Genomic DNA, 21,233 nt, shown 5'->3' with positions numbered 1-21,233 from the left:
ATCGCAGGTCTGAAGGATGGAGAACATCATGGCCGATCTGAAACCGAAGCTTGCCACCGTCGATCCTGTCTGGGCACGCATCTGTGACGAGGCGCATGAGGCGATCCGTGCCGAACCGCTGCTGGGCGGGCTGATTCATACCGGGCTGCTGCATCACCCGTCGCTGGAACGGGCGCTGTCTTACCGCATGTCGGAAAAGCTGGCGTCGAGCGAGATGAGCGAACAGATCCTGCGGGAAATCGCGGATGAGGCCTATCTGGCCGACCCGGAACTGGGCGGTGCGGCGCGGGCCGACATCATGGCGATCTATGACCGCGATCCCGCCTGCCATCGGTTCATCCAGCCGGTGCTGTTCTTCAAGGGCTTTCAGGCGGTTCAGGCCTATCGCGTGGGTCACTGGCTGTGGACGCAAGGCCGCCGCGACATGGCCTATTTCATCCAGATGCGTGTGTCCGAGGTTTTTGGCGTGGACATTCACCCCAATGCCCGGATCGGCAAGGGCATTATGATTGACCATGCGCATTCCATCGTCATTGGTGAAACGGCGGTGGTGGGCGACAATGTGTCGATGCTGCATTCGGTGACCTTGGGCGGGACCGGCAAAGAGGATGGCGACCGGCATCCGAAAATCGGCGATGGCGTGCTGATTGGGGCGGGGGCCAAGGTTCTGGGCAATATCCAGATCGGCCATTGCACGCGGATTGCGGCGGGTTCAGTGGTCTTGCATGACGTGCCGCCCTGCAAGACGGTGGCCGGGGTGCCGGCGAGGGTGGTGGGTGAGGCGGGCTGCGCCCAGCCTTCGGTCAGCATGAATCAGGTTATTCCAGACGAGGCTTAGGCCGAGTTCGCAGAAAGCAAAACGCCCCGGATCATTCCGGGGCGTTTTGCTTTGGGCCATGGAATTGGGATGATACGAAAAAGCCCCGACATTTCTGCCGGGGCCTTTGACGCGTAGGATGGGCCATTGGCCCATCCTTTACGCCAGCATCGCCATCGGGTTTTCCAGATATTCGACGATCACCTTCAGAAGTTCCGCCCCCAGCGCCCCGTCGATCACCCGGTGATCCACCGACAGGGTCATCGACATGACGGTGGCCACGCCCAAGGTGCCATCCTTTAGCACGACGGGCTTTTTCAAGCCCGCGCCGACCGCCAGAATGGCCCCATGCGGCGGGTTGATCACGGCGTCGAAATTCTCGACCCCCATCATCCCCAGGTTGGAAATCGCGAAACTCCCGCCTTGATATTCATGCGGGGCCAGCTTCTTAGATTTTGCCCGCGCCGCTAGATCCTTCATTTCTGCCGACAGGGCCGACAAAGATTTCTGATCCGCATCGCGCAGAACCGGGGTGAACAGCCCACCTTCAACCGCCACAGCCACAGCCACGTCGGACGGTTTCAATTTCAGCATCCGGTCGCCTGCCCAGACGGCATTGGCATTCGGCACCGCCTGCAAGGCCATCGCGCAGGCCTTGATGATGAAGTCGTTCACCGACAGTTTCACACCACGGCTTTCCAGCCCCTTGTTCAACTGCTCGCGGAAGGCCATCAGCGCATCCAGACGCACCTCACGCCGCAGATAGAAATGCGGGATGGTCTGTTTCGCTTCGGTCAGGCGCGCCGCGATGGTGCGGCGCATACCGTCCAGCGGGACCTCTTCGTATTTGCGGTCGGCATACATCTTCAGCACGGTTTCCGTCGCCGGACCCGTCGGCATGGCCGCAGGAGCCGCTTTCGCCGGGGCTGCCGCTGCTGCCGCGACCGGAGCCGCTGCCACAGGTTTCGCACCTTCGACATCGGCGCGCACGATGCGGCCATGCGGGCCGGAACCGGTGACCTTGGTCAGGTCCAGACCCTTTTCATGCGCAATCCGCCGGGCCAGAGGCGAGGCAAAGACCCGCGCGCCATCGGCCTTGGGTGCCGCCGGAGCAGGGGCTGCTGCAACCGCCGCCACCGGGGCGGCTGCGGCGGCGACTGGCGCTGCCGCTTTGGCAGGCGCAGGCGCTGCATCGGCGCTTTCGCCCTCTTCCACCAGAATGGCGATGGGGGTGTTCACCTTCACCCCTGCCGTCCCCTCGGCGATCAGGATTTTCCCGACGATGCCTTCATCCACCGCCTCGAATTCCATCGTCGCCTTGTCGGTTTCAATCTCGGCCATCACCTGACCGGATTTCACCACATCGCCCTCTTTCACCAGCCATTTCGCCAGCGTCCCTTCCTCCATCGTGGGGGAAAGCGCGGGCATCAAGATTTCAACAGCCATGATATCCCCCTTAACGATAGCAAACGGATTTGACCGCAGCGACCACTTCGGCCGTCGTGATCAGCGCGTGTTTTTCAAGGTTCGCCGCATAGGGCATTGGCACATCCTTGCCCGTGCAGTTGATCACCGGCGCGTCCAGATAATCGAAGGCCTTTTCCATGATCGTCGCCGACAGGTGGTTGCCGATCGACCCCACGGGGAAGCCTTCTTCGACCGTCACACAGCGGTTGGTCTTCATCACCGAAGCCAGCACCGTGTCATAGTCGATGGGCCGCAGGGTGCGCAGGTCGATCACCTCGGCGCTGATGCCTTCTGCCGCCAGTTCCTCAGCCGCCGCAAGCGCATAGGTCATGCCGATGCCAAAGCTGACGATGGTGACATCCTTGCCTTCGCGCCAGATGCTGGCCTTGCCGAAGGGCACGGTAAAGTCGGGATCCACCGGAACCTCAAACGATTTCCCATAAAGGATTTCATTTTCAAGGAAGATCACCGGGTTCGGATCGCGGATCGCCGATTTCAGCAGGCCTTTCGCGTCCGCCGCCGAATAGGGCATGCAGACCCGCATCCCCGGAATGGCGGCATACCAGGCCGCATAGTCCTGACTATGCTGCGCCCCAACCCGTGCCGCTGCCCCATTCGGGCCACGGAAGACCATCGGGCTGCCCATCTGGCCGCCGGACATGTACAGGGTTTTCGCAGCCGAATTGATCAGATGGTCAATCGCCTGCATCGCAAAGTTGAAGGTCATGAATTCGACGATGGGCCGCAGCCCACCCCAGGACGCACCGACCGCAATCCCTGCAAAGCCATGTTCGGTGATCGGCGTATCGACCACGCGCTTCGGCCCGAATTCATCCAGCAGGCCTTGGGAAATCTTATAGGCCCCTTGGTATTCCCCAACCTCTTCCCCCATCAGGAAGACATTCGGATCGGAACGCATTTCTTCGGCCATCGCTTCGCGCAGAGCTTCCCGCACGGTCATGGTCTTGGTCTGTGCCCCTTCGGGGATATCCCGGTGCGGCCAGGCTGTGGAAAGCGTGGGAACAGCCACAGGCGCTGCGACAACAGCCGCCACCGCCACAGGCGCGGCTTCGGCCACAGGTGCTGCGGCTTTGGGTGCCACATCCGCACTTTCGCCTTCGCCCACCAGCACGGCAATCGCGGTGTTCACCTTGACCCCGGCCGTCCCTTCGGCCACCAGCAGCTTGCCCACGGTGCCTTCGTCCACCGCCTCAAACTCCATCGTCGCCTTGTCGGTCTCAATCTCGGCGATGATCTGGCCCGATTTGACCACATCGCCCTCTTTCACCAGCCATCTCGCCAGTGTGCCTTCTTCCATCGTCGGCGAAAGCGCCGGCATCAAAATCTCGGTTGCCATGGTCTTCCCCCCCTTACGCGTAAATATCGGTCCAAAGCTCGGACAGGTCCGGCTCGGGGCTTTCCTTGGCGAATTCCGCCGACTCGTTCACGATGGCCTTGATCTCTTTGTCGATCGCCTTCAGGTCATCATCCGTCGCATGTCCGCCCTGCAGCAGCAATTCCCGAACGTTTTCAATCGGATCGCGTTCCGATTTCATCTTTTCCACCTCGTCCCGGCTGCGGTATTTCGCCGGGTCCGACATCGAATGGCCCCGATAGCGGTAGGTGTTCACTTCCAGAATGTACGGGCCCAAGCCCGCCCGGCAATGCGCCACGGCCTTTTCGCCCGCCGCTTTCACTGCCAGAACGTCCATCCCATCGACCGCTTCGCCCTTGATGCCATAGGCGGCACCGCGTTCCCACAGGCTGGGCGACTTGGTGGAACGCTTCACGCTGGTGCCCATCGCATACTGGTTGTTTTCGATCACGAAAATCACCGGCAGATCCCAAAGCTGCGCCATGTTGTAGGTCTCATAGACCTGCCCCTGGTTCGCCGCCCCGTCGCCGAAATAGGTGAAGGTCACATTGTCATTGCCGTTGTATTTGTCGGCAAAGGCCAGACCCGCCCCCAGCGGCACCTGCGCGCCCACAATCCCGTGCCCGCCGTAGAAATGCTTTTCCTTCGAGAACATGTGCATGGAGCCACCCTTGCCCTTGGAATAGCCCCCGATGCGGCCTGTCAGTTCGGCCATCACGCCCTTGGCATCCATCCCGCAGGCCAGCATATGGCCATGGTCGCGATAGCTGGTCAGCCGCTTGTCGCCATCCTTGGCCGCCGCTTCCAGACCCACAACCACGGCTTCCTGCCCGATATACAGGTGGCAAAAGCCCCCGATCAGACCCATGCCATACAACTGGCCGGCCTTTTCCTCGAACCGCCGGATCAGCAGCATGTCGCGGTAATATTTCAGCAGATCGTCGCGCGAAACATTCGGTTTCGCCTCAGGCTTCTTCGTTGCCATTGTGGTATCCTCCCCCTCTGGCCGGAAGTTCGTTCAATACTAAACTATCTCTACAACATCGGAGAAATAAGGGCGAGAGCAAATTTGCCTTGGGGTCATGCAGCGGTTGCAGGCCTATTCACGCCCATCATAATCGGCCCGCGATGCCTCGATCCGCGTCAGGTTTTCCTCGGCCCAGGTCCAGACCCCGCAAAAGGCCCCACCCAAGGAATAGCCCAGATCGGTCAGCCGGTATTCCACCCGTGGCGGCACGACCGGATGCACCGTCCGCACCAACAGACCATCCCGCTCCATCGCCCGCAGCGTTTGGGTCAGCATCTTCTGGCTGATCCCCGGAACCCCGTCCGCAATCCGCGAAAAGCGCATCTCGCCGCCTTCGACCAGCACCTCCAGAATGGTCATCGTCCATTTGTCGGCCACCCGCCCGATCAGATCCATCACCAGCGCATTCAGGCGCGGATCGACATCTTTCAGCAGGGGTTCGTCCTTGGGCATCAGTCCGGGGCGCATCTTACACTCTCTTTTTGGTAAGTATAAATCTTTTGGGTGCCTTCTTCCTGTCAGAGAGTATATCGCTATTTTCCCCCCTGTCACCTGTTTGACAGAAGGAAAATTCCCATGACAACCGACACCATTCTTATCACCGGCGGCACTTCGGGCATCGGGCTTGAACTGGCGAAAGCCCTGCATGGCCAAGGCCATAAGGTCATCATCACCGGCCGCCGTCAGGCGCTTTTGGCGCAGATTGCCGCCGATTTCCCCGGCATTGCAACCTATGCCCAAGACGTGGCCGATGCCGGTGCCATCCCCGGCTTTGTGGCGCAAGTGACCAAGGACCACCCGGCCCTGAACATGATCATCCTGAACGCAGGCATCATGCCTGCCGAAACCCTGTCAGCCAACCCGTCCGACCTGACCACCTCGGAACAGGTGATCGACATCAATCTGACCGCCCCCATCCGCTTGACCCACGCCCTGCTGCCGCATCTGACAGCACAGCCCAAGGCGCGGATTGTCACCGTCAGTTCCGGCCTGGCCTTCGTGCCCTTGGCCATGACCCCCACCTATTCCGCGACCAAGGCCGCGATCCATAGCTGGAGCCAGTCCTTGCGTTACCAACTGCGCAACACCAGCGTCAGGGTCACGGAACTCGCCCCGCCCGGTGTGCAGACTGATCTGATGCCCGGCCATGCGACGAACCCGGCGATGATGCCACTGGCCGATTTCATCAGCGAGGTGATGGCGATGCTGACCGCGCCCGAGGTGCCGGATGAAATTCTGGTAGAACGGGTGAAACCCCTGCGTTTTGCCGAAACCACCGGGAAACATGCCGATGTCTTTGCCATGCTGAACGGCGCGCGGCACTGAAACCGGCCGGGGCGGGGGTTAACCCCGCCCTACTGGATCACGATCTCATCGCTGCGCACATAGCCCAGCACATCGCGGGCCTGTTGGTCCAAAAGGTCGATGTCCAGATAGCCATCCGACAGCCGCAGCGTCAGGTTCTGCATTTCGGCCAGTTCGGCGGACAGTTTGTCGCGCTCCAACCGCAAAGCCTCGGCCTCGGCCTTGATCTGCACTTGACGGAACACGCCGTAATCGCCCTGCACAGCGGCAAAGACGAAATACATGCCCGCCAGAAATGCGAGGCTGAGTGTCACCACCCCACCCAAAGCCAACCGTTTCCGCTTACCGCTCATCCACGCCTCATCCGTCTCTCTTGTTCGGAGACTGTGGACAAACCATGCCACAGGGATGATTCGTTGTGAATCCTGAAAATGCACAAATCCGCAGAAAAATGCGGGCGGCAAAGCACTTGCCGCCCGCTTTCGCCTGAAATCAGGCTTTGCCCTTATAGATGTCGATCATGTCTTGCAGCATCTTCATCGCCTCGGCGCGCGGCCGCTGGAAACAGTTCCGCCCGATGATCGATCCGTTGCCGCCGCCGTCGCGGATCGCCCGCGTATCGTCCAGCACGTCGTTGGCCCCTTTGGATGCCCCACCCGAGAATACGATCAGCCGCCGTCCGTTCAACACCGAACGCACGCATTCGCGCACCCGGTCCGCCTGGGTTTTCACCGCGATCTGCCCTGCCTCGAAGGCCTTTTTCGCTTCGGGCTGGCTCAGGTGATCCGTCGACAGTTTAACCTTGATGATATGCGCGCCCAAAAGCGCCGCAATATGGGCGGCATAGGCGGTCACGTCGGCGGCGGTTTCGCCGTCCTTGTCCAGATCTTCGCCGCGCGGATAGGACCAGATGATTGTCGCAATCCCCTTGGCCGCCGCCTCGCGCCGCATTTCAGCGATGTCGCTGAACATATCGAGGCTCTGCGAAGACCCCGGATAGATGGTGAAACCGATGGCCGAGCAGCCCAACCGCAGCGCATCATCCACCGATGCCGTGATGGCCTGGGTTTTCGGTGCGACCTTGGGCAGCAGCGAATTGGCGCTGTTCACTTTCAGGATCGTCGGGATTTGGCCCGCGAAAGTATCCGCCCCGGCCTCCAACGGGCCAAGCGGCGCGGCATAGGCCGAAAGCCCGGCATCGACGGCCATCTGATAATGATAGTGCGGGTCATAAGACGGCGCGTTCACCGAAAAGCTGCGTGCGGGGCCATGCTCAAAGCCCTGATCCACCGGCAGGATGATCATCTTGCCCGTCCCGCCCAGCTTGCCCTCGCTCAGCATCCGGGCAAGGTTCGTCTTTACCCCCGGATTTTCGCCTTCGTAGTTGCGCAGAATATTCTGCACCGTCTTGGTCGTGCGCATCGACAGCCCTCCGCAATCATGTCGATCCTTGGGTTAAAGGGCGTCATGCCCTTGGGCAAGCCTGTTCATCAGATTTGCGCCCGAAGGATGCCCGAAAGCCGCCATGATCGGCGGTTTGATGGTCTTGATAGAACAGGGGGGCTGCGGCCCGCACAACAGTTTGCGTATAGATGAAAGGGTAAAGCGATGAGCGTATTCAAAAGGGTGGCTTGGACAGGCACGGCCAAGTCCGAAGCGTATAGTGGCAATACCGATGCCGATACGCTGAACGGCATGGGCGGGGCGGATACGCTGAAAGGTCTGGCGGGGGGCGACGACCTTTATGGCGGGAACGGGCGCGATGTCCTTTATGGCGGCGCTGGGGATGATTTCATCGGCGGCGACAAGGGCGGTGATCGTCTGTTTGGTGGCACGGGTTCTGACCGGATTTACGTTTCGGGCCTTGATACGGCGACCGGGGGCGCTGGCGCGGATCAGTTTGTGATCCTCGATCCCGGCAATGGCGGCGGGGATAAATCCGATCTGGGCACCGTGATCATCCGCGATTTTGATGCTGTTGGCGCGGATAAGGATCTGCTGGATCTAGGGGTTTTCGGCTACAACAGCGGCGTGCGCTGGCAGCAGCGCGACAAAGGGCTGGACGATAATTTTGAGATTGTCCGCCAAGGTGATGACACCATCCTGCGGCTGAAGGGCGAGACGGGGACCATTGTAACGGTGGTGATCGAGGATGTGCTGCCGGGGCAGTTGACCGAAGATCACTTCTTTTTCGTCACCGAAAAGCAGCGGAGTGCCTTTGAGTCCGCGAATTGGACCGGGACGGCGAAATCCGAGAAAAAATCAGGCGGCGTCGATGGCGACAGCTTTGACGGGAAGGGTGGCAGCGACACGCTCTACGGCAATGGCGGTCAGGATAATTTGCGCGGCGGAACCGGCAATGACAAACTCTTTGGCGGGGCCGCCCGTGATTATCTGATGGGCGACAAGGGGGCCGATACGCTTTTCGGCGGCGGTGGCAATGACCGGATTTATCTGTCCGGTGGCGACGTTGGGGTCGGCGGCGGCGGTGTCGATGATTTCGTCGTGACCGACGTGGATCTGGGTTCACCCGAGTTTCTTGACAAGGGTGTGTTGACGGTGCGGGACTTCGCGACCACCGGCCCAGCGCAGGACCATCTGGAGATGGGGGCCTTTGGTTTTCGGGGGGTGCGCTGGCAGCACCGCGACAAGGGCATGGAAGACGGCTTTGAAATGTTTGCCAATGGCTCGGATGTTGTCCTTCGATTGGAATGCGAAGAAGGCACCATCATCAAAGTCGTTCTGGAGGACACTAAGATTGGTGAATTGAAGTCTGATCATTTCGTCTTTGTGTTCCCTTCCAAGGCTGCGGAAAGCGCCAGCCGGGCCGAATCCGCGAACTGGACTGGCACGGCCAAGGCCGAAAGCAAAACCGGCACAGCCAAGGCCGATTTCTTCGACGGCAAAGGTGGCAACGACACGTTGAAAGGCATGGATGGCAACGACAACCTGCGTGGTGGCAAGGGGGCCGATGTCGTCTTTGGCGGGGCGGGCAGTGATCGGCTTTATGTCTCGGGCGGCGATACCGCCACAGGTGGCAGCGGGGCCGACTATTTCATCCTGTGGAACGCGGGGATGCAGCCCGAGGTCGCCGATCCCGGGGTCTGTGTTGTGCGGGATTTCCAGACGGATGGGGCCAAGCACGACAAGGTAGAACTGACGATGTTCTCGGGCATCACATGGGCCCATCGCGACAAGGGGCTGGACGATGGATTCGAGATCGTGGCGCAGGGCAGTGATACGTTGATCCGCCTGAAAGGCGCGAATGGTGTGATCAGCGCGATCCGGCTGTTGGATGTGTCCAAAGCCGAATTGACGGCGGACCATTTCGAATGGCCCTTTGTGTGACCGCATCACAAAGGCCGGGTTCACGCCCGGCCTTTGTGGTCTTCGAAAATTATCCCAAAGTCACCGCGGTGCCGGTGGCCGAAACCATCAGCATCCCGTCGCTGGCCCCGATGGCCCCATAGTTGATCGACACACCCACCACCGCATTGGCCCCCAAGGCCCGCGCCCCCGATTCCATTTCCGACAAGGCCTGCGCCCGCGCATCCTTGAACACCTGTTCATAGGTGCCCGACCGCCCGCCCACGATGTTGCGGATGCCGGCGAACAGATCCTTGAACACATTCGCCCCCATGATCGTCTCGCCCGCCACCAGCCCATGATAGGCGGTGATGGTTTTGCCTTCGACAGTGTTGGTCGTCGTGATGATCATCGGCGCTTTCCTTGGTTGATATACTTCCGCCAGACATGGAAAGGCCCGGGCAGGGTTTCAATCCTGCCCGGGCCTTGGCCTGCGAAAATAGTGCTATCAGGCCTGATGCAGCGCCGCGACGCCGGGCAATTCCTTGCCCTCCATCCATTCCAGGAAGGCCCCCCCAGCGGTCGAGATAAAGGTGAAATCCTCGGCTGCCCCCGCTTGATTAAGCGCCGCGACGGTATCGCCACCACCCGCCACCGACACCAGCTTTCCGGCCTTCGTCAGACCAGCCGCCGCCCGTGCCGCCGCATTCGTCGCGGCATTGAAGGGCTCAATCTCAAACGCGCCCAAAGGCCCGTTCCAGATCAGCGTCTTCGCCCCTTCAAACACCTTCGTCAGTTCCGCCACGGTGGCAAGCCCCGCATCCAGGATCATCGCATCCGCCGGGCAATCGCCCGCGGCCACGGTTTCATTCGCCGCCCCCGCCTTGAATTCCCGCGCCACCACCACATCCACCGGCAGATGGATCACACAGCCCGCCGCTTTCGCCTTGGCCAGAATGTCCAGCGCCGTCGCCGCCATATCGCGTTCGGCTAGGGATTTGCCAACCTCAACCCCTTGCGCCACAAGGAAGGTGTTCGCCATCCCCCCCCCGATCACCAGATGATCCACCTTGCCCACAAGGTTCCCCAGCAGATCCAGCTTGGTCGAAACCTTCGCCCCGCCGACCACCGCAACCACGGGCCGCACCGGATTTCCAAGCGCCGCTTCCAGCGCCTTCAGCTCGGCCTCCATCAACCGCCCCGCCGCAGCGGGCAGCAGATGCGCCAGACCCTCGGTCGAGGCATGCGCCCGGTGCGCCGCCGAAAAGGCGTCGTTCACGAACACATCACCCAAGGCCGCCATAGCCTTGGCCAACTCAACATCATTCTTTTCCTCACCCGGCTGGAACCGCGTGTTTTCCAACAGCACAACATCCCCCGGCCCCGCCGAAGCAATCGCCGCCGCAGCCACGTCGCCCACGCAATCAGCCCCGAACACCACCTTGCAACCCAAAGCCGCCTCTACCGCGCCCCGAACATGCCCAAGGCTCATTTCTGGCACCACCTTGCCCTTGGGCCGATCGAAATGCGCCAGCAGCACCGGCTTGCCACCTTTCGCCAGAACATCCTTCACCGTCGGCACGATCTTTTCGATCCGCGTGGCATCCGTCACCACGCCGCCTTCCATCGGCACGTTGATGTCCACACGCAGCAGGACCGTCTTTCCCTTCAGGTCGATGTCGTCCAGTGTCTTCCAGCCCATATTCGCCTCCGCTGCGCGATGTCGGTTTCGCTTGGGTTCTGGCCCGTTCGGAAGCCTCCGTCAACCTTTGGCCTTTCCCTTGCGTCCCTTGCAGACTAGGTTCACCGCCAATCAAGGAAAGGATCAGCCCATGGCCGATATCAAAGACCCGGAAAACACCATCATCATGACGCTGAAAGACGGCGAAGTGGTCATCGCTTTGCTGGCAGACATCGCCCCCAAACATGTGGAACGCATGAAGGCCCTGGCCCGCGCCAAGGCGTATGACAACGTGTGTTTTCACCGCGTGATCGACGGCTTTATGGCCCAGACCGGCGATGTGGAAAACGGCAATATGGAAAAGGATTTCAACCTGCGCCGCGCGGGCACGGGTGGTTCCGACATGCCCGATCTGCCGGCCGAATTCAGCCGCACGCCCCATGCCCGTGGCTCGCTGGGGGCCGCGCGTTCGTCGAACCCGAACAGCGCCAACAGCCAGTTCTTCATCAACTTCAAGGACAATGACTTCCTGAATGGCCAGTACACAGTTTACGGTCAGGTCATCTCGGGCATGGAATTCGTCGACAAGATCACCCGGGGCGAGCCGCCGGCCAACCCTGACCGGATGATCACCGTCCGCGTTGCGGCGGACCTGGCCTGACAGGTCTGGGATACCCGACTTTACCGGGCGGCAGGTCATGATAGCCTGCCGCCTGTTTCAATTTGGGGGGATACCATGCGGCTTGCACTTTTGGTTTTGGCCATTTCAACAGGGACGGCCTTGGCCGATCCGCGTTTGGCCGGCGAATATCAGGGGATCATCTGGTCGGCGGGCAGCGATTCCCCTGGCAAGACGGTTCTCAAGGTGCGGCCCAACGGGGCGATCAACGGCAATTATGTCTACGACGATATGGGCAGCCCGGCGCGTGGCAAGCTGACCGATTGCGCCTTGGCCGCCCCCATTCTGCGCTGCACTTGGCAAGATGCCTATGGCAGCGGGGCGCTGGTCCTGCGATTTTCTGACGATTTCAAGGGTTTTGAGGGAAGCTGGTATGACTATAGTCTGCCAGATCCGCATGATGACCCCCAAAATGGCTATCGTTGGTCGGGAACCAAGCGCGGGGCATGATCCCGCGCAAGTGAAGCCCAAGGCGTTGACCTTGGCCCAAAAGCGCGGAACAACAGCGCCAGAAATTTTCGTCTGAAAGGACTGACCATGATCCGCAAACTGGCCCTCAGCATCGCCCTGACCGCCACGCCCGTTTTCGCGCAAGAGGCCGAGGATGGCCCCGGCCCGAACCTGATCATTGATGTGGCAGGCACCGCCAATGGCCAGATCGTCATTGACCTTTTGCCTGATGTCGCCCCGGCGCATGTGTCGCAGATCACCACCCTGGCCAAGGAAGGTGCCTATGACAATGTGGTGTTCCATCGCGTGATCGACGGGTTCATGGCGCAGACGGGCGACGTGCAATATGGCAAGGTCGGCAACGCCGATATGGCGCGGGCGGGAACGGGCGGCTCTGACAAGCCAGACCTTCCGGCGGAATTTTCGTCGGTCAGTTTTGACCGGGGTGTGGTCGGTATGGCCCGTTCCGCCGATCCCAACAGCGCCAACAGTCAATTTTTCATCATGTTTGCGCCGGGCACGTTTCTTGACGGCCAATATACGGTGGTTGGCCGGGTGATCTCGGGCATGGATGTGCTGGATCAGGTGAAACGCGGCGCAGGTCCCGATGGCGAGGTCGAGGGGCCCGATGTGATGTCTAAGGTCACGGTTCAGGAATAAACGGCGGGGGCTTTGGCCCCCGTTTTCTTTTGGGGATGCCTCGGTCACGGACGGACATCAGCGGGGTCGGCCTCGTCCACCTGGCCTCCATGGCTGGGCCGTCTTTCCCATCACCAAGCCGACGGAGGTAAATGTTGCTTGCCCCGCGCGGATCGATATCAATTGCTTCTGACAGGACGATGCGGGCACGGCCTGACGCGGGCACGGGAGGCGGATCATGGTCAAGGAACCAACCTATCGCTGGGTCGTGGTCGCGGCGGGCGGCTTTATGGGCTGCGTCGCCATGGGGGCCATGTTTTCGCTGCCTGTCCTGCTGACCCCCATCACCGAAGCCACCGGCTGGTCACGCGCTGGGGTATCGGCGGCGATGACTTTGGCTTTTCTGGCAATGGCCGGAACTTCGATGCTGTGGGGCGCGCTTTCCGACCGCTTTGGGGCGCGTCGGGTCGTGTTGGCGGGGGCCTGCCTGTTTTCGGCCAGCCTTTGGCTGGTCAGCCTTGCCCCTTCGCTGGCCCTGTTTCAACTGGTTTTTGGCCTGTTGGTCGGCGGCACGATGCCGGCCTTCTTTGCGCCGATGATGGCCAATGTCACCGGCTGGTTTATCACCCGGCGCGCCTTGGCGGTCTCGCTCGTCTCGGCCGGGATCGGTCTGGCCCCGGTCACCATGTCGCCCCTCGCCGCGACTTTGACCGAATATTACGACTGGCGGATGGTGCTGACCATATTGGCGGTGATCGTCGCCGTCTGCACCATCCCCACCACCGCCTTTCTGCGCCCGCCGCCGATTGCGGCGGATGGCCCCGCCTCTGGCGCGATGCCCGACGAACCCGACGCCCGCATGACCCTGCGGCAAGCGGTCACCTCGGCCCCCTTCCTTGTTCTGGTTCTGACCAATTTCTTCTGTTGCGCCACCCATTCGGGGCCGATCTTTCACACCGTCAGCTATGCCGAGATCTGCGGCCTGACCACTCTGGCCGCCGTGTCGATCTATTCCGTCGAAGGCATCGCTGGCATGGGCGGGCGCTTGGGCTTTGGCCTGCTGGGCGACCGTTTCGGGGCCAAGCGTATCCTGTCACTGGGTCTGCTGGCACAGGCCATTGGCGTCATGGGCTATTACTTTGCGCGCGACCTGATGACCTTTTACATCGTCGCGGCCATCTTTGGCTTTATCTACGCCGGCATCATGCCGCTTTATAACGTTCTGGCGCGCGAGAATTTCCCGATGAAGATGATGGGCACGATCATGGGCGGCATCGGCATGGCGGGCAGTTTGGGCATGGCCACCGGGCCGATCATGGGCGGCTGGATCTTTGACCAGACCGGGGGCTATGGCGCGATGTATATCACCTGCGCGGTGTTCGGTCTGGCGGCTTTCCTGGTGGCGATGACTTTCCGCCCCTTCCCAAAACCGCAGCCAGCGGGCGTGCCGGGGCTTGCGGCCTGAAACACAGGCCGCAAGCCTGATCGCTTAGCCCAACACCACCAACGCGTGGCGTTTCCGGCCCGCCGTCAGTTTCATCGGTTCGGCCAACGCGCTGGCGCGGATCACTTGACCCGCATCCGTCGCCACCTCATCGTTCACCCGCGCCCCGCCTTCGGTGATCAGGCGTTTCGCCTCTTTCCCAGACGCCGTCAGTCCTGCCCGCACGAAAAGCTGTGCAAGGCTGATGCCATCGGCGACATCGGCGACCGTCAGGGTCACGCGCGGCAGATCCTCGCCCACGCCGCCCTTTTCGAACACCTCCCGCGCTGTGGCTTCCGCTGCCGCAGCCGCGTCGGCCCCGTGCAAAAGCCCGGTCACCGCGTTCGCCAGTACGATTTTCGCGGCGTTGATCTCGGATCCTCCCAAAGCCCCCAGCCGTTCGCATTCCTCGACCGGCAGGTCGGTATAAAGTTTCAGGAACCGCCCCACATCGGCATCGGTCGTGTTCCGCCAGAACTGCCAGAATTCATAGGGTGACAGCATGTCGCCGCGCAGCCAGACGGCCCCTCCCTGCGATTTGCCCATCTTTCGCCCGTCGCTGGTGGTCAGCAGCGGGGTGGTCAGCCCGAAAATCTCATGATCCGCAATGCGGCGGGTCAGGTCGATCCCGTTGATGATGTTCCCCCACTGATCCGACCCGCCCATCTGCAACAGGCAGCCATGACGGCGATGGATTTCAAGGAAATCATAGGCTTGCAAGATCATATAGTTGAATTCTAGGAACGACAGCGATTGTTCCCGATCCAGCCGCGACTTGACGCTTTCAAAGCTTAACATCCGGTTGATCGAAAAATGCCGCCCGATGTCGCGCAGGAAATCGAGGTAATTCAGGCTGTCCAGCCATTCGGCATTGTTCAGCATCAGCGCAGCGCCCGGAGCATCGCCATAGGACAAGTACCGCCCGAAAACCTGCTTCATCCCCGCGATATTCGCGTTGATCTGATCGCCCGACAGCAAGGGGCGCTCATCGGCGCGGAAGGACGGATCGCCGACCTTGGTCGTCCCGCCGCCCATTAGGGTGATCGGCTTGTGCCCGGTCTTTTGCAGCCAGCGCAGCAGCATGATGTTCAGCAGATGGCCGACATGCAGGGACGCCGCTGTCGCGTCATAGCCGATATAGGCGGGCACGACCCCCTTGACCAAGGCGGCATCCAGCGATTGCAGATCGGTGCAATCGGCCAGAAAGCCGCGTTCCATCACGACATTCAGGAAATCGGATTTGGGATGATAGGTCATTGCAGCGCCTTTCGTTACCGGGCAACGATATAGCGGCAAGGGCAGGGCAGGGGAAGGGCATGAAAGACGGGCCAGTTTGGGCTTTGGGGGCGATGTCGGGCACCTCGTTGGACGGAGTCGATGCCGCCATGCTGCTGACCGACGGGCGGGATGTGCTGGAATTCGGCGATACCGCCTATCGGCCCTATGCGGCGGCGGAGCAGGCGACCCTGCGAGCCGCCTTGGGTCATTGGCCGGGCAGTGATGCGGTGCGCGCCGCCGCCCGCGTGGTGGAAACCGCGCATCTGGAATTGCTGGAACGCTTTCGGGGTGTCGAACTTGTGGGCTTTCATGGGCAAACCCTGGCCCATGATCCGGGTGGGCGCGGCACGCATCAGGCTGGCGATGGCGCGGCCTTGGCCCGTGATTTGGGACTGCCCGTGGTCTGGGATTTCAGGACGGCGGATGTGGCGGCCGGGGGGCAGGGCGCGCCCTTGGTGCCTTTCTTCCATCACGCCTGCGCCCGCTGGATGGAGGCGGATCAACCTTTGGCCTTTCTGAACCTGGGCGGTGTGGGCAATGTTACTTGGGTTGATCCAAGGATAGTAGACCCCGAGAAGGCCTGTCTGGCTTTCGATACCGGCCCCGCGAATGCGCCGATCAATGATCTGATGATGGAACGGCAGGGTCAGGCGCAGGACGCCGGAGGGGCCTTGGCGGCGAAGGGGCAGGTGGATGGCGGCGTTCTGGCCCGCTATCTGGACCATCCCTATTTCTTCAAACCGCCACCGAAATCCTTGGACCGCAACGATTTTCACGGGCTCCTCTCCGCCGTGGCCCATCTGAACGATGCCGATGCCGCTGCCACCTTGACCGCCGCTGCCGCCGCTGCGGTCCGCCGGGGGGCCGAGAGTTTCCCCGTTGCGATCACGCGCCTGCTGGTCGCGGGCGGGGGAAGGCACAATGCGACGATGATGGCCGCCTTGGAACAAGCTTTGCCCTTTGCCGTCGCCCCCGTCGAAAGCGAGGGGCTGAATGGCGACATGCTGGAAGCACAGGCTTTTGCCTATCTCGCCGTCCGCGTTGCGCGCGGGATGGCGACATCTGGCCCCACCACGACCGGGGTGATCCGGCCCCTTTCAGGCGGTCAGATCAGTTTGCCCAAGGCAACCTAGGCTTTTCAGCGTCGTGAAAATCGCCTGATCCAGCGGCGTATGGGGTTCTTCCCCCAAGGCTCCGCGCAGTTTCGCATTGTCCATCCGCAGTGCCCCTTGCCAAAGGTAACGCATCTCCGCCAATTCCCGGAACATGCCCACAAAGGGCTGACCCAGCCGGATCGCCCACCAAGGAAAGGCTTTCATTGGCAAGGGGTGGCCCATCGCGCGGCGGATCGACCCGATCATCTGCATCCCGTCAGCGTCCCAATGCCCCTCCATGTGATAGCTGTGAAACCCCGCCTTTGGCCCCATCTCCACCAGCCGGATCATCGTTTCGGCCACATCCGGCAGATAGGCCCATTGATGCCCGACGCCTTTTGCCGCCAAACGCGTCACCGATTTCAGGGGCGCGCCGGGTTTGATCAGCCCTTGGGCGAACCAAGTGTTGCCCGCCTTTGGGCCAAAGTAGTCTCCCGCCCGCACCACCAGAACCGGAAGGCCCGAATCCTTCAACCGCTGTTCCAGCGACACGCGGATCGCCCCCTTGCGGCTGATCGGGCGCTGGGGCGTCGTTTCCGTCACCAGACCCGCTTGCGGTGCATAGTTATAGACCGTCCCCGGCAACAGAATCTGCGCACCGTTTTCCCGTGCTGCGGCCATCGTGTTGTCCAGCATCGGCAGAACCGTTCCCGCCCAGTTCTTGTATCCCGGCGGGTTCACCGCATGAACGATCAGCGCCACCCCGCGCGCGGCCCTTGCCACATCCCCGGCATTCATTGCATCGCCGCGATGCCAATCCAAACCGTCCCGGCCCTGCATCTGATCCGCCTGACGGTGCAAAGCCCGCACCTGCCAGTCGCGTGACAACAATCCCCGTGCCACTTCGCCACCGATCCCGCCGGTGGCGCCCAAAACCAAGGCTGTCTTTTCCATCGCCATCTCCTTCTGCCTATGCCCGCAAGATGGGGTAGGGCAGACATCAAGGAAATTGCGATAGTTCGTTTGTCTGCTATACAGAAATAGATGAACCAAGACTGGAACCTTTATCGCAGCTATCTGGCGGTCATGACCCATGGCTCGCTTTCTGGGGCCGCACGTGATCTGGGCCTGACGCAACCAACCCTGGCCCGCCACATCGACCAGTTGGAACAGGTGCTGGGTCTGGGCCTTTTCTTGCGCGGCCCTTCCGGCCTTTCGCCCACCGAGGCAGGCCTTGCCCTACGGCCCGCCGCCCAAGCCATCGAAGCCGCCGCCTTGGCCTTTGAACGCGCCGCCGAAGGCGCGGGGCAAAAGGGCGCGGCGGGGGTGGTGCGGATCAGTGCCAGCGAGGTTTTCGCCGCCGAACGCCTGCCAGCGCTGCTGCGGGACATTCGCCAGCAATATCCCCAGATCACGCTGGAAATTGTGGCCACGGATCATGTCGAAGACCTGTTGCGCCGCGATTCAGACATCGCCCTGCGCATGACAGCACCGGAACAACAGGCCCTGATCGCGCGGCGTTTGGGTTCGGTGCGGCTGGGTCTGTTCGCCCATCCCGATTATCTGGCGCGGCGGGGGCATCCTCAGACGCCAAAGGATTTGGCCGACCATGACCTGATCGGCTATGACCGCTGGACCCCGGCCCTGCGGCGGATGCTGGCCGAAATCCCCGCCCTGACGCGCGAAAGCTTTGCCCTGCGGGTGGATCATCCCTTGGTGCAACTGGCCGCGCTGCGGGCCGGTTTCGGCCTTGGCATCTGTCAGGTGCAACTCGCCTTTGGGCTGGAACAAGTCCTGCCCGACACCATCCGTATCGACTTACCGGTCTGGGCCGTCATGCACGAAGACTTGCGCCAAAACGCCGCCTGTCGCGCCGTGTTCGACGCGCTGGTGGCGGGGCTGGCGGGACTGGCCTGAGCCTAGCGCCCGCGCGACTGGCGGATCAGGGCAAAGGTATAGATCGCCAGCGCCGCCCAGATCATCGGAAAGGCAATGGCCTGCGCCCGACCGAAGGGTTCGCCGAACAGGAAGACGGCGGTCAGGAAGATCATCGTCGGCGCGATATATTGCAGGATGCCGATCGTTGACAGTCGCAGCAGCTTTGCGCCGTTGGCATAGACCATCAAGGGCACCGCCGTCACCAGTCCGCAGCCCAGAAGCAGCGCCGTATCGGCCCAACCCCCCGCAAAATGGCTTTCCCCACGCGAAACCTGCCATGCGACAAAGCCCAAGGCAAAGGGCAGCAGGATTGTCACCTCTAACATAAAGCCCTGGTTCGGCCCGATGGGCAGCATCTTCTTGAAATAGGCGTAGGCGCCCCAGGTCAAGGTCAGTCCCAGCGCCACCAGCGGCAGACGCCCTGCCTCCCATGTCAGCACCCCCACCGCCGCCACGGCCAGGGCAATCGCCGCCAATTGCCAGCGATCCAGCTTTTCACCCAGCAGGACCGCCCCCAGAAAGACGCTGAACAAGGGGTTGATGTAATAGCCCAAGGCGGCGTCCAAGGCATGCCCCGACTGCACCGCCCAGACATAGATCCCCCAGTTGACCGAGATCAGCCCAGCCGTGACCATGCCCATAGCCAGCATCCGCGGCGTCGTCAGCGCCGCCCGTAGATCGCGCGTTCGCCCTGTCCACCACAGGACCAGCCCCGCGATGGGCACCGACCAAATCACGCGATGGGCCAGCACCTCGAGCGTCGGCAAATGCGCCATGGCCTTCATATAGAAGGGCAGGAACCCCCACAGCAGATAGGCGGTCAGCGCATAGGCAAAGCCCTGCGGGGTGTCACGGTTTTGGGTGCTTCGGGTCATGGGGAGATGGTAGCGTGCCCAGCGAAAAGGGACCAGAGGTGTAATGTGCGGGCTACAATTCCGCGTCAATCTTACGGATGATAAAGCGAACTGACCGAGGTCCGTCCGACGCGAGGGCATAGCTCATCGGGACTGATGGCGACCGAGATGTCCGGATACATCCCCTTTGGTATCTTCGGGTTAGGAACCAACTTTGCCAAAGATACGCAAAGCACGTCCAAAGCCTGATATGCTGGCGGTGGTTTGACATTTTCCAAGTCGTGGCGCTTTCGGTTGGACAGGACGACCGTCAAAATACTGTCGTCCGTCGCCTGATCCGGCGCGACAATGGCCCAACGGAATTCGATGTGTTCATAGGTCGGCAAGGGGGTGGCCGGAAAGACTTGCATAACCTCGCCCATGATCCTCAAGGCGGCGAGAAGCACAAGGACTGCGGCAAAAGAGGTGGCAAAGAGACGCATCTGCACGAATGTCCCATGAACAGCACAAAGCGCAGCGCTAACAACCATGGCGTGCTTTGTCGATAGGCCTAAGGCGGCCTTATCCCGGAATATCAAACCCCGGTGCCGCCAGCTCAAACCCCTCGAACCGAAAACCGGGGCTGACGGTGCAGCCGGCCAGCGTGTAGTCCCCCGTCGTCCGCGCCGCCTGCCAATAGCCCTTTGGCACGATGATCTGCGGAATCGCGCCAGTCGAAAGGTCGGCCCCCAGCCGATGATCGACCCTTGGCCCTTTGTCACTGGCGGCTATCGACAGCACCAAAGGCGCCCCTGCATAGAAATGCCAGATCTCTGCCGCATCGACCCGGTGCCAGTGGCTGCGTTCCCCGGCCTTCAGCAAGAAATAGATGCAGGTGCCATGCGGCCGCCCGTTGGCCGTGTCATCCACCCAAGTCTGCCGATACCAGCCCCCTTCGGGATGTGGCTGCAAGCCCAGCCTTGCGATCAACCCATCCGCATCAAGCATCCAGTTCCACCCAGACCGGCACATGATCCGACGGTTTTTCGCGGCCCCGTTCCTCTTTGTCGATCACAACGTCCGACAAAAGATCTGCCGCCTGCGGTGACAGCAGCAAATGGTCGATCCGGATGCCGTTGTTCCGCTCCCATGCGCCCGCCTGAAAATCCCAGAACGAATAATGCCCCGACCCCTGCACCCGCGCCCGGAACGCTTCGGTGAAGCCCAGATTGACGATCCGCCGGAAGGCGGCCCGGCTTTCCGGCCGGAACAGCGCATCCTCGCGCCATGCCTCTGGCTTGGCCGCGTCCTCCGCCATCGGGATCACGTTATAGTCCCCTGCCATCACCACTGGCTCTTCGCCCGCCAGCAATTCCCGCGCCCGCGCTTCCATCCGTTCCATCCAGGCCAGTTTATAGTCGAACTTGGGCCCCGGGGCCGGATTGCCGTTCGGCAGATACAAGCCGCAGACCCGCACCGCCCGCTTTGCCCCCATCACTGTCGCCTCGATCCACCGCGCCTGTTCGTCGCCTGCGTCCCCCGGCAGGCCCCGCGTCACATCCTCCAGCGCCACGCGCGACAGGATCGCCACGCCGTTGAACCCTTTCTGCCCATGCGTTTCCACATGAAAGCCCATCTCCTCGAATAACTCTCGGGGAAAGCCTTCGTCGACCGATTTGATTTCCTGCAAGACCACCACGTCCGGCTGCGCCTTTTCCAGCCAGCGCCGCAGCACCTCGATTCGCGCCTTGATGCCATTGATGTTGAACGTCGCCACTTTCATCGGCATCTCTCCCGCTTTCGCAGCAAACTAGGCGGCATCGCCCGCCACATCAATCCACAGATGGTTAACAACTTGCAG

Annotated in this window: 23 protein-coding genes; 9 read left to right on the top strand and 14 right to left on the bottom strand. The window is 61.5% G+C overall.

From position 1 onward, the window contains the following. Positions 1 to 28: 28 nt before the first annotated feature. Positions 29 to 838 carry a serine O-acetyltransferase gene (gene cysE / locus IE095_RS02440; protein WP_189409982.1) on the top strand — a complete coding sequence of 270 codons (810 nt, stop codon included), beginning with the start codon at positions 29 to 31 and terminating at the stop codon, positions 836 to 838. Between the two features lie 138 nt (positions 839 to 976). Here cysE and IE095_RS02435 read toward each other — a convergent pair whose 3' ends face one another. The 4 genes from IE095_RS02435 to IE095_RS02420 form a co-directional block, all read right to left on the bottom strand. Then, entirely contained in the window at positions 977 to 2,263 is a 1,287-nt protein-coding gene (locus IE095_RS02435; protein ID WP_189409980.1) for a pyruvate dehydrogenase complex dihydrolipoamide acetyltransferase, read from the bottom strand. A gap of 10 nt (positions 2,264 to 2,273) precedes the next feature. Beyond that, a complete protein-coding gene (locus IE095_RS02430) occupies positions 2,274 to 3,641 on the bottom strand; it encodes a pyruvate dehydrogenase complex E1 component subunit beta (protein WP_189409978.1) in 1,368 nt (455 codons plus the stop codon). A gap of 13 nt (positions 3,642 to 3,654) precedes the next feature. Then, positions 3,655 to 4,644: a pyruvate dehydrogenase (acetyl-transferring) E1 component subunit alpha gene (gene pdhA / locus IE095_RS02425; RefSeq protein ID WP_189409976.1), complete on the bottom strand. Its 990-nt coding sequence runs from the start codon at positions 4,642 to 4,644 to the stop codon at positions 3,655 to 3,657. A 114-nt stretch (positions 4,645 to 4,758) separates the two neighbouring features. After that, positions 4,759 to 5,154, bottom strand: coding sequence for a winged helix-turn-helix transcriptional regulator (locus IE095_RS02420; RefSeq protein ID WP_189409974.1), 396 nt, complete (start codon positions 5,152 to 5,154; stop codon positions 4,759 to 4,761). Positions 5,155 to 5,262: 108 nt separating this feature from the next. Here IE095_RS02420 and IE095_RS02415 point away from each other — a divergent pair, with 108 nt between their 5' ends. Next, positions 5,263 to 6,012 carry an SDR family oxidoreductase gene (locus IE095_RS02415; protein ID WP_229804409.1) on the top strand — a complete coding sequence of 250 codons (750 nt, stop codon included), beginning with the start codon at positions 5,263 to 5,265 and terminating at the stop codon, positions 6,010 to 6,012. A gap of 29 nt (positions 6,013 to 6,041) precedes the next feature. On the opposite strand, the gene IE095_RS02410 is transcribed toward IE095_RS02415, so the two are convergent. Together IE095_RS02410 and IE095_RS02405 are read right to left on the bottom strand one after the other, a co-directional pair. After that, positions 6,042 to 6,344, bottom strand: coding sequence for an FtsB family cell division protein (locus IE095_RS02410; RefSeq protein ID WP_189409972.1), 303 nt, complete (start codon positions 6,342 to 6,344; stop codon positions 6,042 to 6,044). Positions 6,345 to 6,483: 139 nt separating this feature from the next. Beyond that, positions 6,484 to 7,413: a class I fructose-bisphosphate aldolase gene (locus tag IE095_RS02405; RefSeq protein WP_189409970.1), complete on the bottom strand. Its 930-nt coding sequence runs from the start codon at positions 7,411 to 7,413 to the stop codon at positions 6,484 to 6,486. Between the two features lie 186 nt (positions 7,414 to 7,599). Here IE095_RS02405 and IE095_RS18545 point away from each other — a divergent pair, with 186 nt between their 5' ends. Continuing rightward, entirely contained in the window at positions 7,600 to 9,339 is a 1,740-nt protein-coding gene (locus IE095_RS18545) for a calcium-binding protein (protein WP_189409968.1), read from the top strand. Positions 9,340 to 9,388: 49 nt separating this feature from the next. Here IE095_RS18545 and IE095_RS02395 read toward each other — a convergent pair whose 3' ends face one another. Together IE095_RS02395 and IE095_RS02390 are read right to left on the bottom strand one after the other, a co-directional pair. Then, a complete protein-coding gene (locus IE095_RS02395; RefSeq protein ID WP_189409966.1) occupies positions 9,389 to 9,709 on the bottom strand; it encodes a heavy metal-binding domain-containing protein in 321 nt (106 codons plus the stop codon). A gap of 96 nt (positions 9,710 to 9,805) precedes the next feature. Further along, positions 9,806 to 10,999, bottom strand: coding sequence for a phosphoglycerate kinase (locus IE095_RS02390; protein WP_189409964.1), 1,194 nt, complete (start codon positions 10,997 to 10,999; stop codon positions 9,806 to 9,808). Positions 11,000 to 11,129: 130 nt separating this feature from the next. On the opposite strand from IE095_RS02390, the gene IE095_RS02385 reads away from it, so the two are divergent. From IE095_RS02385 to IE095_RS02370, 4 genes are all read left to right on the top strand, one after another. Continuing rightward, positions 11,130 to 11,639, top strand: coding sequence for a peptidylprolyl isomerase (locus IE095_RS02385; protein WP_189409963.1), 510 nt, complete (start codon positions 11,130 to 11,132; stop codon positions 11,637 to 11,639). Between the two features lie 75 nt (positions 11,640 to 11,714). Beyond that, positions 11,715 to 12,107, top strand: a complete 393-nt coding sequence (locus tag IE095_RS02380) for a hypothetical protein (RefSeq protein WP_189409962.1) — start codon at positions 11,715 to 11,717, stop codon at positions 12,105 to 12,107. Between the two features lie 87 nt (positions 12,108 to 12,194). Beyond that, the gene (locus IE095_RS02375; RefSeq protein ID WP_189409961.1) at positions 12,195 to 12,767 is read left to right on the top strand and encodes a peptidylprolyl isomerase; all 573 of its coding nucleotides are present in this window, start codon (positions 12,195 to 12,197) and stop codon (positions 12,765 to 12,767) included. Positions 12,768 to 12,984: 217 nt separating this feature from the next. Then, entirely contained in the window at positions 12,985 to 14,211 is a 1,227-nt protein-coding gene (locus IE095_RS02370) for an MFS transporter (protein ID WP_189409960.1), read from the top strand. Between the two features lie 24 nt (positions 14,212 to 14,235). Here IE095_RS02370 and tyrS read toward each other — a convergent pair whose 3' ends face one another. Continuing rightward, positions 14,236 to 15,486 carry a tyrosine--tRNA ligase gene (tyrS, locus tag IE095_RS02365; protein ID WP_189409959.1) on the bottom strand — a complete coding sequence of 417 codons (1,251 nt, stop codon included), beginning with the start codon at positions 15,484 to 15,486 and terminating at the stop codon, positions 14,236 to 14,238. Positions 15,487 to 15,545: 59 nt separating this feature from the next. On the opposite strand from tyrS, the gene IE095_RS02360 reads away from it, so the two are divergent. Then, positions 15,546 to 16,640 (top strand): anhydro-N-acetylmuramic acid kinase, encoded by a 1,095-nt coding sequence (locus tag IE095_RS02360; protein WP_189409958.1) that lies wholly within the window; start codon positions 15,546 to 15,548, stop codon positions 16,638 to 16,640. Here the strand turns inward: IE095_RS02360 and IE095_RS02355 are convergent. Next, complete coding sequence (locus IE095_RS02355) at positions 16,605 to 17,555, bottom strand: NAD(P)H-binding protein (RefSeq protein WP_189409956.1); 951 nt, start codon at positions 17,553 to 17,555, stop codon at positions 16,605 to 16,607. The two genes, IE095_RS02360 and IE095_RS02355, sit on opposite strands and share 36 nt — an antisense overlap. Positions 17,556 to 17,645: 90 nt before the next feature. On the opposite strand from IE095_RS02355, the gene IE095_RS02350 reads away from it, so the two are divergent. Continuing rightward, on the top strand, positions 17,646 to 18,518 hold the full coding sequence (locus IE095_RS02350) for a LysR family transcriptional regulator (RefSeq protein WP_189409954.1): 873 nt from the start codon (positions 17,646 to 17,648) through the stop codon (positions 18,516 to 18,518). Positions 18,519 to 18,520: 2 nt separating this feature from the next. On the opposite strand, the gene rarD is transcribed toward IE095_RS02350, so the two are convergent. The 4 genes from rarD to xth form a co-directional block, all read right to left on the bottom strand. Continuing rightward, positions 18,521 to 19,414, bottom strand: a complete 894-nt coding sequence (rarD, locus tag IE095_RS02345) for an EamA family transporter RarD (RefSeq protein ID WP_189409952.1) — start codon at positions 19,412 to 19,414, stop codon at positions 18,521 to 18,523. A gap of 71 nt (positions 19,415 to 19,485) precedes the next feature. After that, positions 19,486 to 19,881 carry a hypothetical protein gene (locus IE095_RS02340; RefSeq protein WP_189409950.1) on the bottom strand — a complete coding sequence of 132 codons (396 nt, stop codon included), beginning with the start codon at positions 19,879 to 19,881 and terminating at the stop codon, positions 19,486 to 19,488. 73 nt (positions 19,882 to 19,954) lie between these two features. Next, positions 19,955 to 20,380 carry a cupin domain-containing protein gene (locus IE095_RS02335; protein WP_189409949.1) on the bottom strand — a complete coding sequence of 142 codons (426 nt, stop codon included), beginning with the start codon at positions 20,378 to 20,380 and terminating at the stop codon, positions 19,955 to 19,957. After that, on the bottom strand, positions 20,373 to 21,155 hold the full coding sequence (gene xth, locus IE095_RS02330) for an exodeoxyribonuclease III (RefSeq protein ID WP_189410137.1): 783 nt from the start codon (positions 21,153 to 21,155) through the stop codon (positions 20,373 to 20,375). Before xth ends, IE095_RS02335 begins: the two co-directional genes overlap by 8 nt. Between the last annotated feature and the right edge of the window lie 78 nt (positions 21,156 to 21,233).

The organism is Neogemmobacter tilapiae (assembly GCF_014652215.1).
GTDB lineage: Bacteria > Pseudomonadota > Alphaproteobacteria > Rhodobacterales > Rhodobacteraceae > Neogemmobacter > Neogemmobacter tilapiae.
Note: the sequence above shows the minus strand (reverse complement) of the source record. Positions and strands in the feature narration are given on the sequence as shown.

Bases quoted from the DNA above. Each gene is read 5' to 3' on its own strand.
- cysE (WP_189409982.1), top strand. From the start codon at position 29: ATGGCCGATCTGAAACCGAAGCTTGCCACCGTCGATCCTGTCTGGGCA.
- IE095_RS02435 (WP_189409980.1), bottom strand. From the start codon at position 2,263: ATGGCTGTTGAAATCTTGATGCCCGCGCTTTCCCCCACGATGGAGGAA.
- IE095_RS02430 (WP_189409978.1), bottom strand. From the start codon at position 3,641: ATGGCAACCGAGATTTTGATGCCGGCGCTTTCGCCGACGATGGAAGAA.
- pdhA (WP_189409976.1), bottom strand. From the start codon at position 4,644: ATGGCAACGAAGAAGCCTGAGGCGAAACCGAATGTTTCGCGCGACGAT.
- IE095_RS02420 (WP_189409974.1), bottom strand. From the start codon at position 5,154: ATGCGCCCCGGACTGATGCCCAAGGACGAACCCCTGCTGAAAGATGTC.
- IE095_RS02415 (WP_229804409.1), top strand. From the start codon at position 5,263: ATGACAACCGACACCATTCTTATCACCGGCGGCACTTCGGGCATCGGG.
- IE095_RS02410 (WP_189409972.1), bottom strand. From the start codon at position 6,344: ATGAGCGGTAAGCGGAAACGGTTGGCTTTGGGTGGGGTGGTGACACTC.
- IE095_RS02405 (WP_189409970.1), bottom strand. From the start codon at position 7,413: ATGCGCACGACCAAGACGGTGCAGAATATTCTGCGCAACTACGAAGGC.
- IE095_RS18545 (WP_189409968.1), top strand. From the start codon at position 7,600: ATGAGCGTATTCAAAAGGGTGGCTTGGACAGGCACGGCCAAGTCCGAA.
- IE095_RS02395 (WP_189409966.1), bottom strand. From the start codon at position 9,709: ATGATCATCACGACGACCAACACTGTCGAAGGCAAAACCATCACCGCC.
- IE095_RS02390 (WP_189409964.1), bottom strand. From the start codon at position 10,999: ATGGGCTGGAAGACACTGGACGACATCGACCTGAAGGGAAAGACGGTC.
- IE095_RS02385 (WP_189409963.1), top strand. From the start codon at position 11,130: ATGGCCGATATCAAAGACCCGGAAAACACCATCATCATGACGCTGAAA.
- IE095_RS02380 (WP_189409962.1), top strand. From the start codon at position 11,715: ATGCGGCTTGCACTTTTGGTTTTGGCCATTTCAACAGGGACGGCCTTG.
- IE095_RS02375 (WP_189409961.1), top strand. From the start codon at position 12,195: ATGATCCGCAAACTGGCCCTCAGCATCGCCCTGACCGCCACGCCCGTT.
- IE095_RS02370 (WP_189409960.1), top strand. From the start codon at position 12,985: ATGGTCAAGGAACCAACCTATCGCTGGGTCGTGGTCGCGGCGGGCGGC.
- tyrS (WP_189409959.1), bottom strand. From the start codon at position 15,486: ATGACCTATCATCCCAAATCCGATTTCCTGAATGTCGTGATGGAACGC.
- IE095_RS02360 (WP_189409958.1), top strand. From the start codon at position 15,546: ATGAAAGACGGGCCAGTTTGGGCTTTGGGGGCGATGTCGGGCACCTCG.
- IE095_RS02355 (WP_189409956.1), bottom strand. From the start codon at position 17,555: ATGGAAAAGACAGCCTTGGTTTTGGGCGCCACCGGCGGGATCGGTGGC.
- IE095_RS02350 (WP_189409954.1), top strand. From the start codon at position 17,646: ATGAACCAAGACTGGAACCTTTATCGCAGCTATCTGGCGGTCATGACC.
- rarD (WP_189409952.1), bottom strand. From the start codon at position 19,414: ATGACCCGAAGCACCCAAAACCGTGACACCCCGCAGGGCTTTGCCTAT.
- IE095_RS02335 (WP_189409949.1), bottom strand. From the start codon at position 20,380: ATGCTTGATGCGGATGGGTTGATCGCAAGGCTGGGCTTGCAGCCACAT.
- xth (WP_189410137.1), bottom strand. From the start codon at position 21,155: ATGAAAGTGGCGACGTTCAACATCAATGGCATCAAGGCGCGAATCGAG.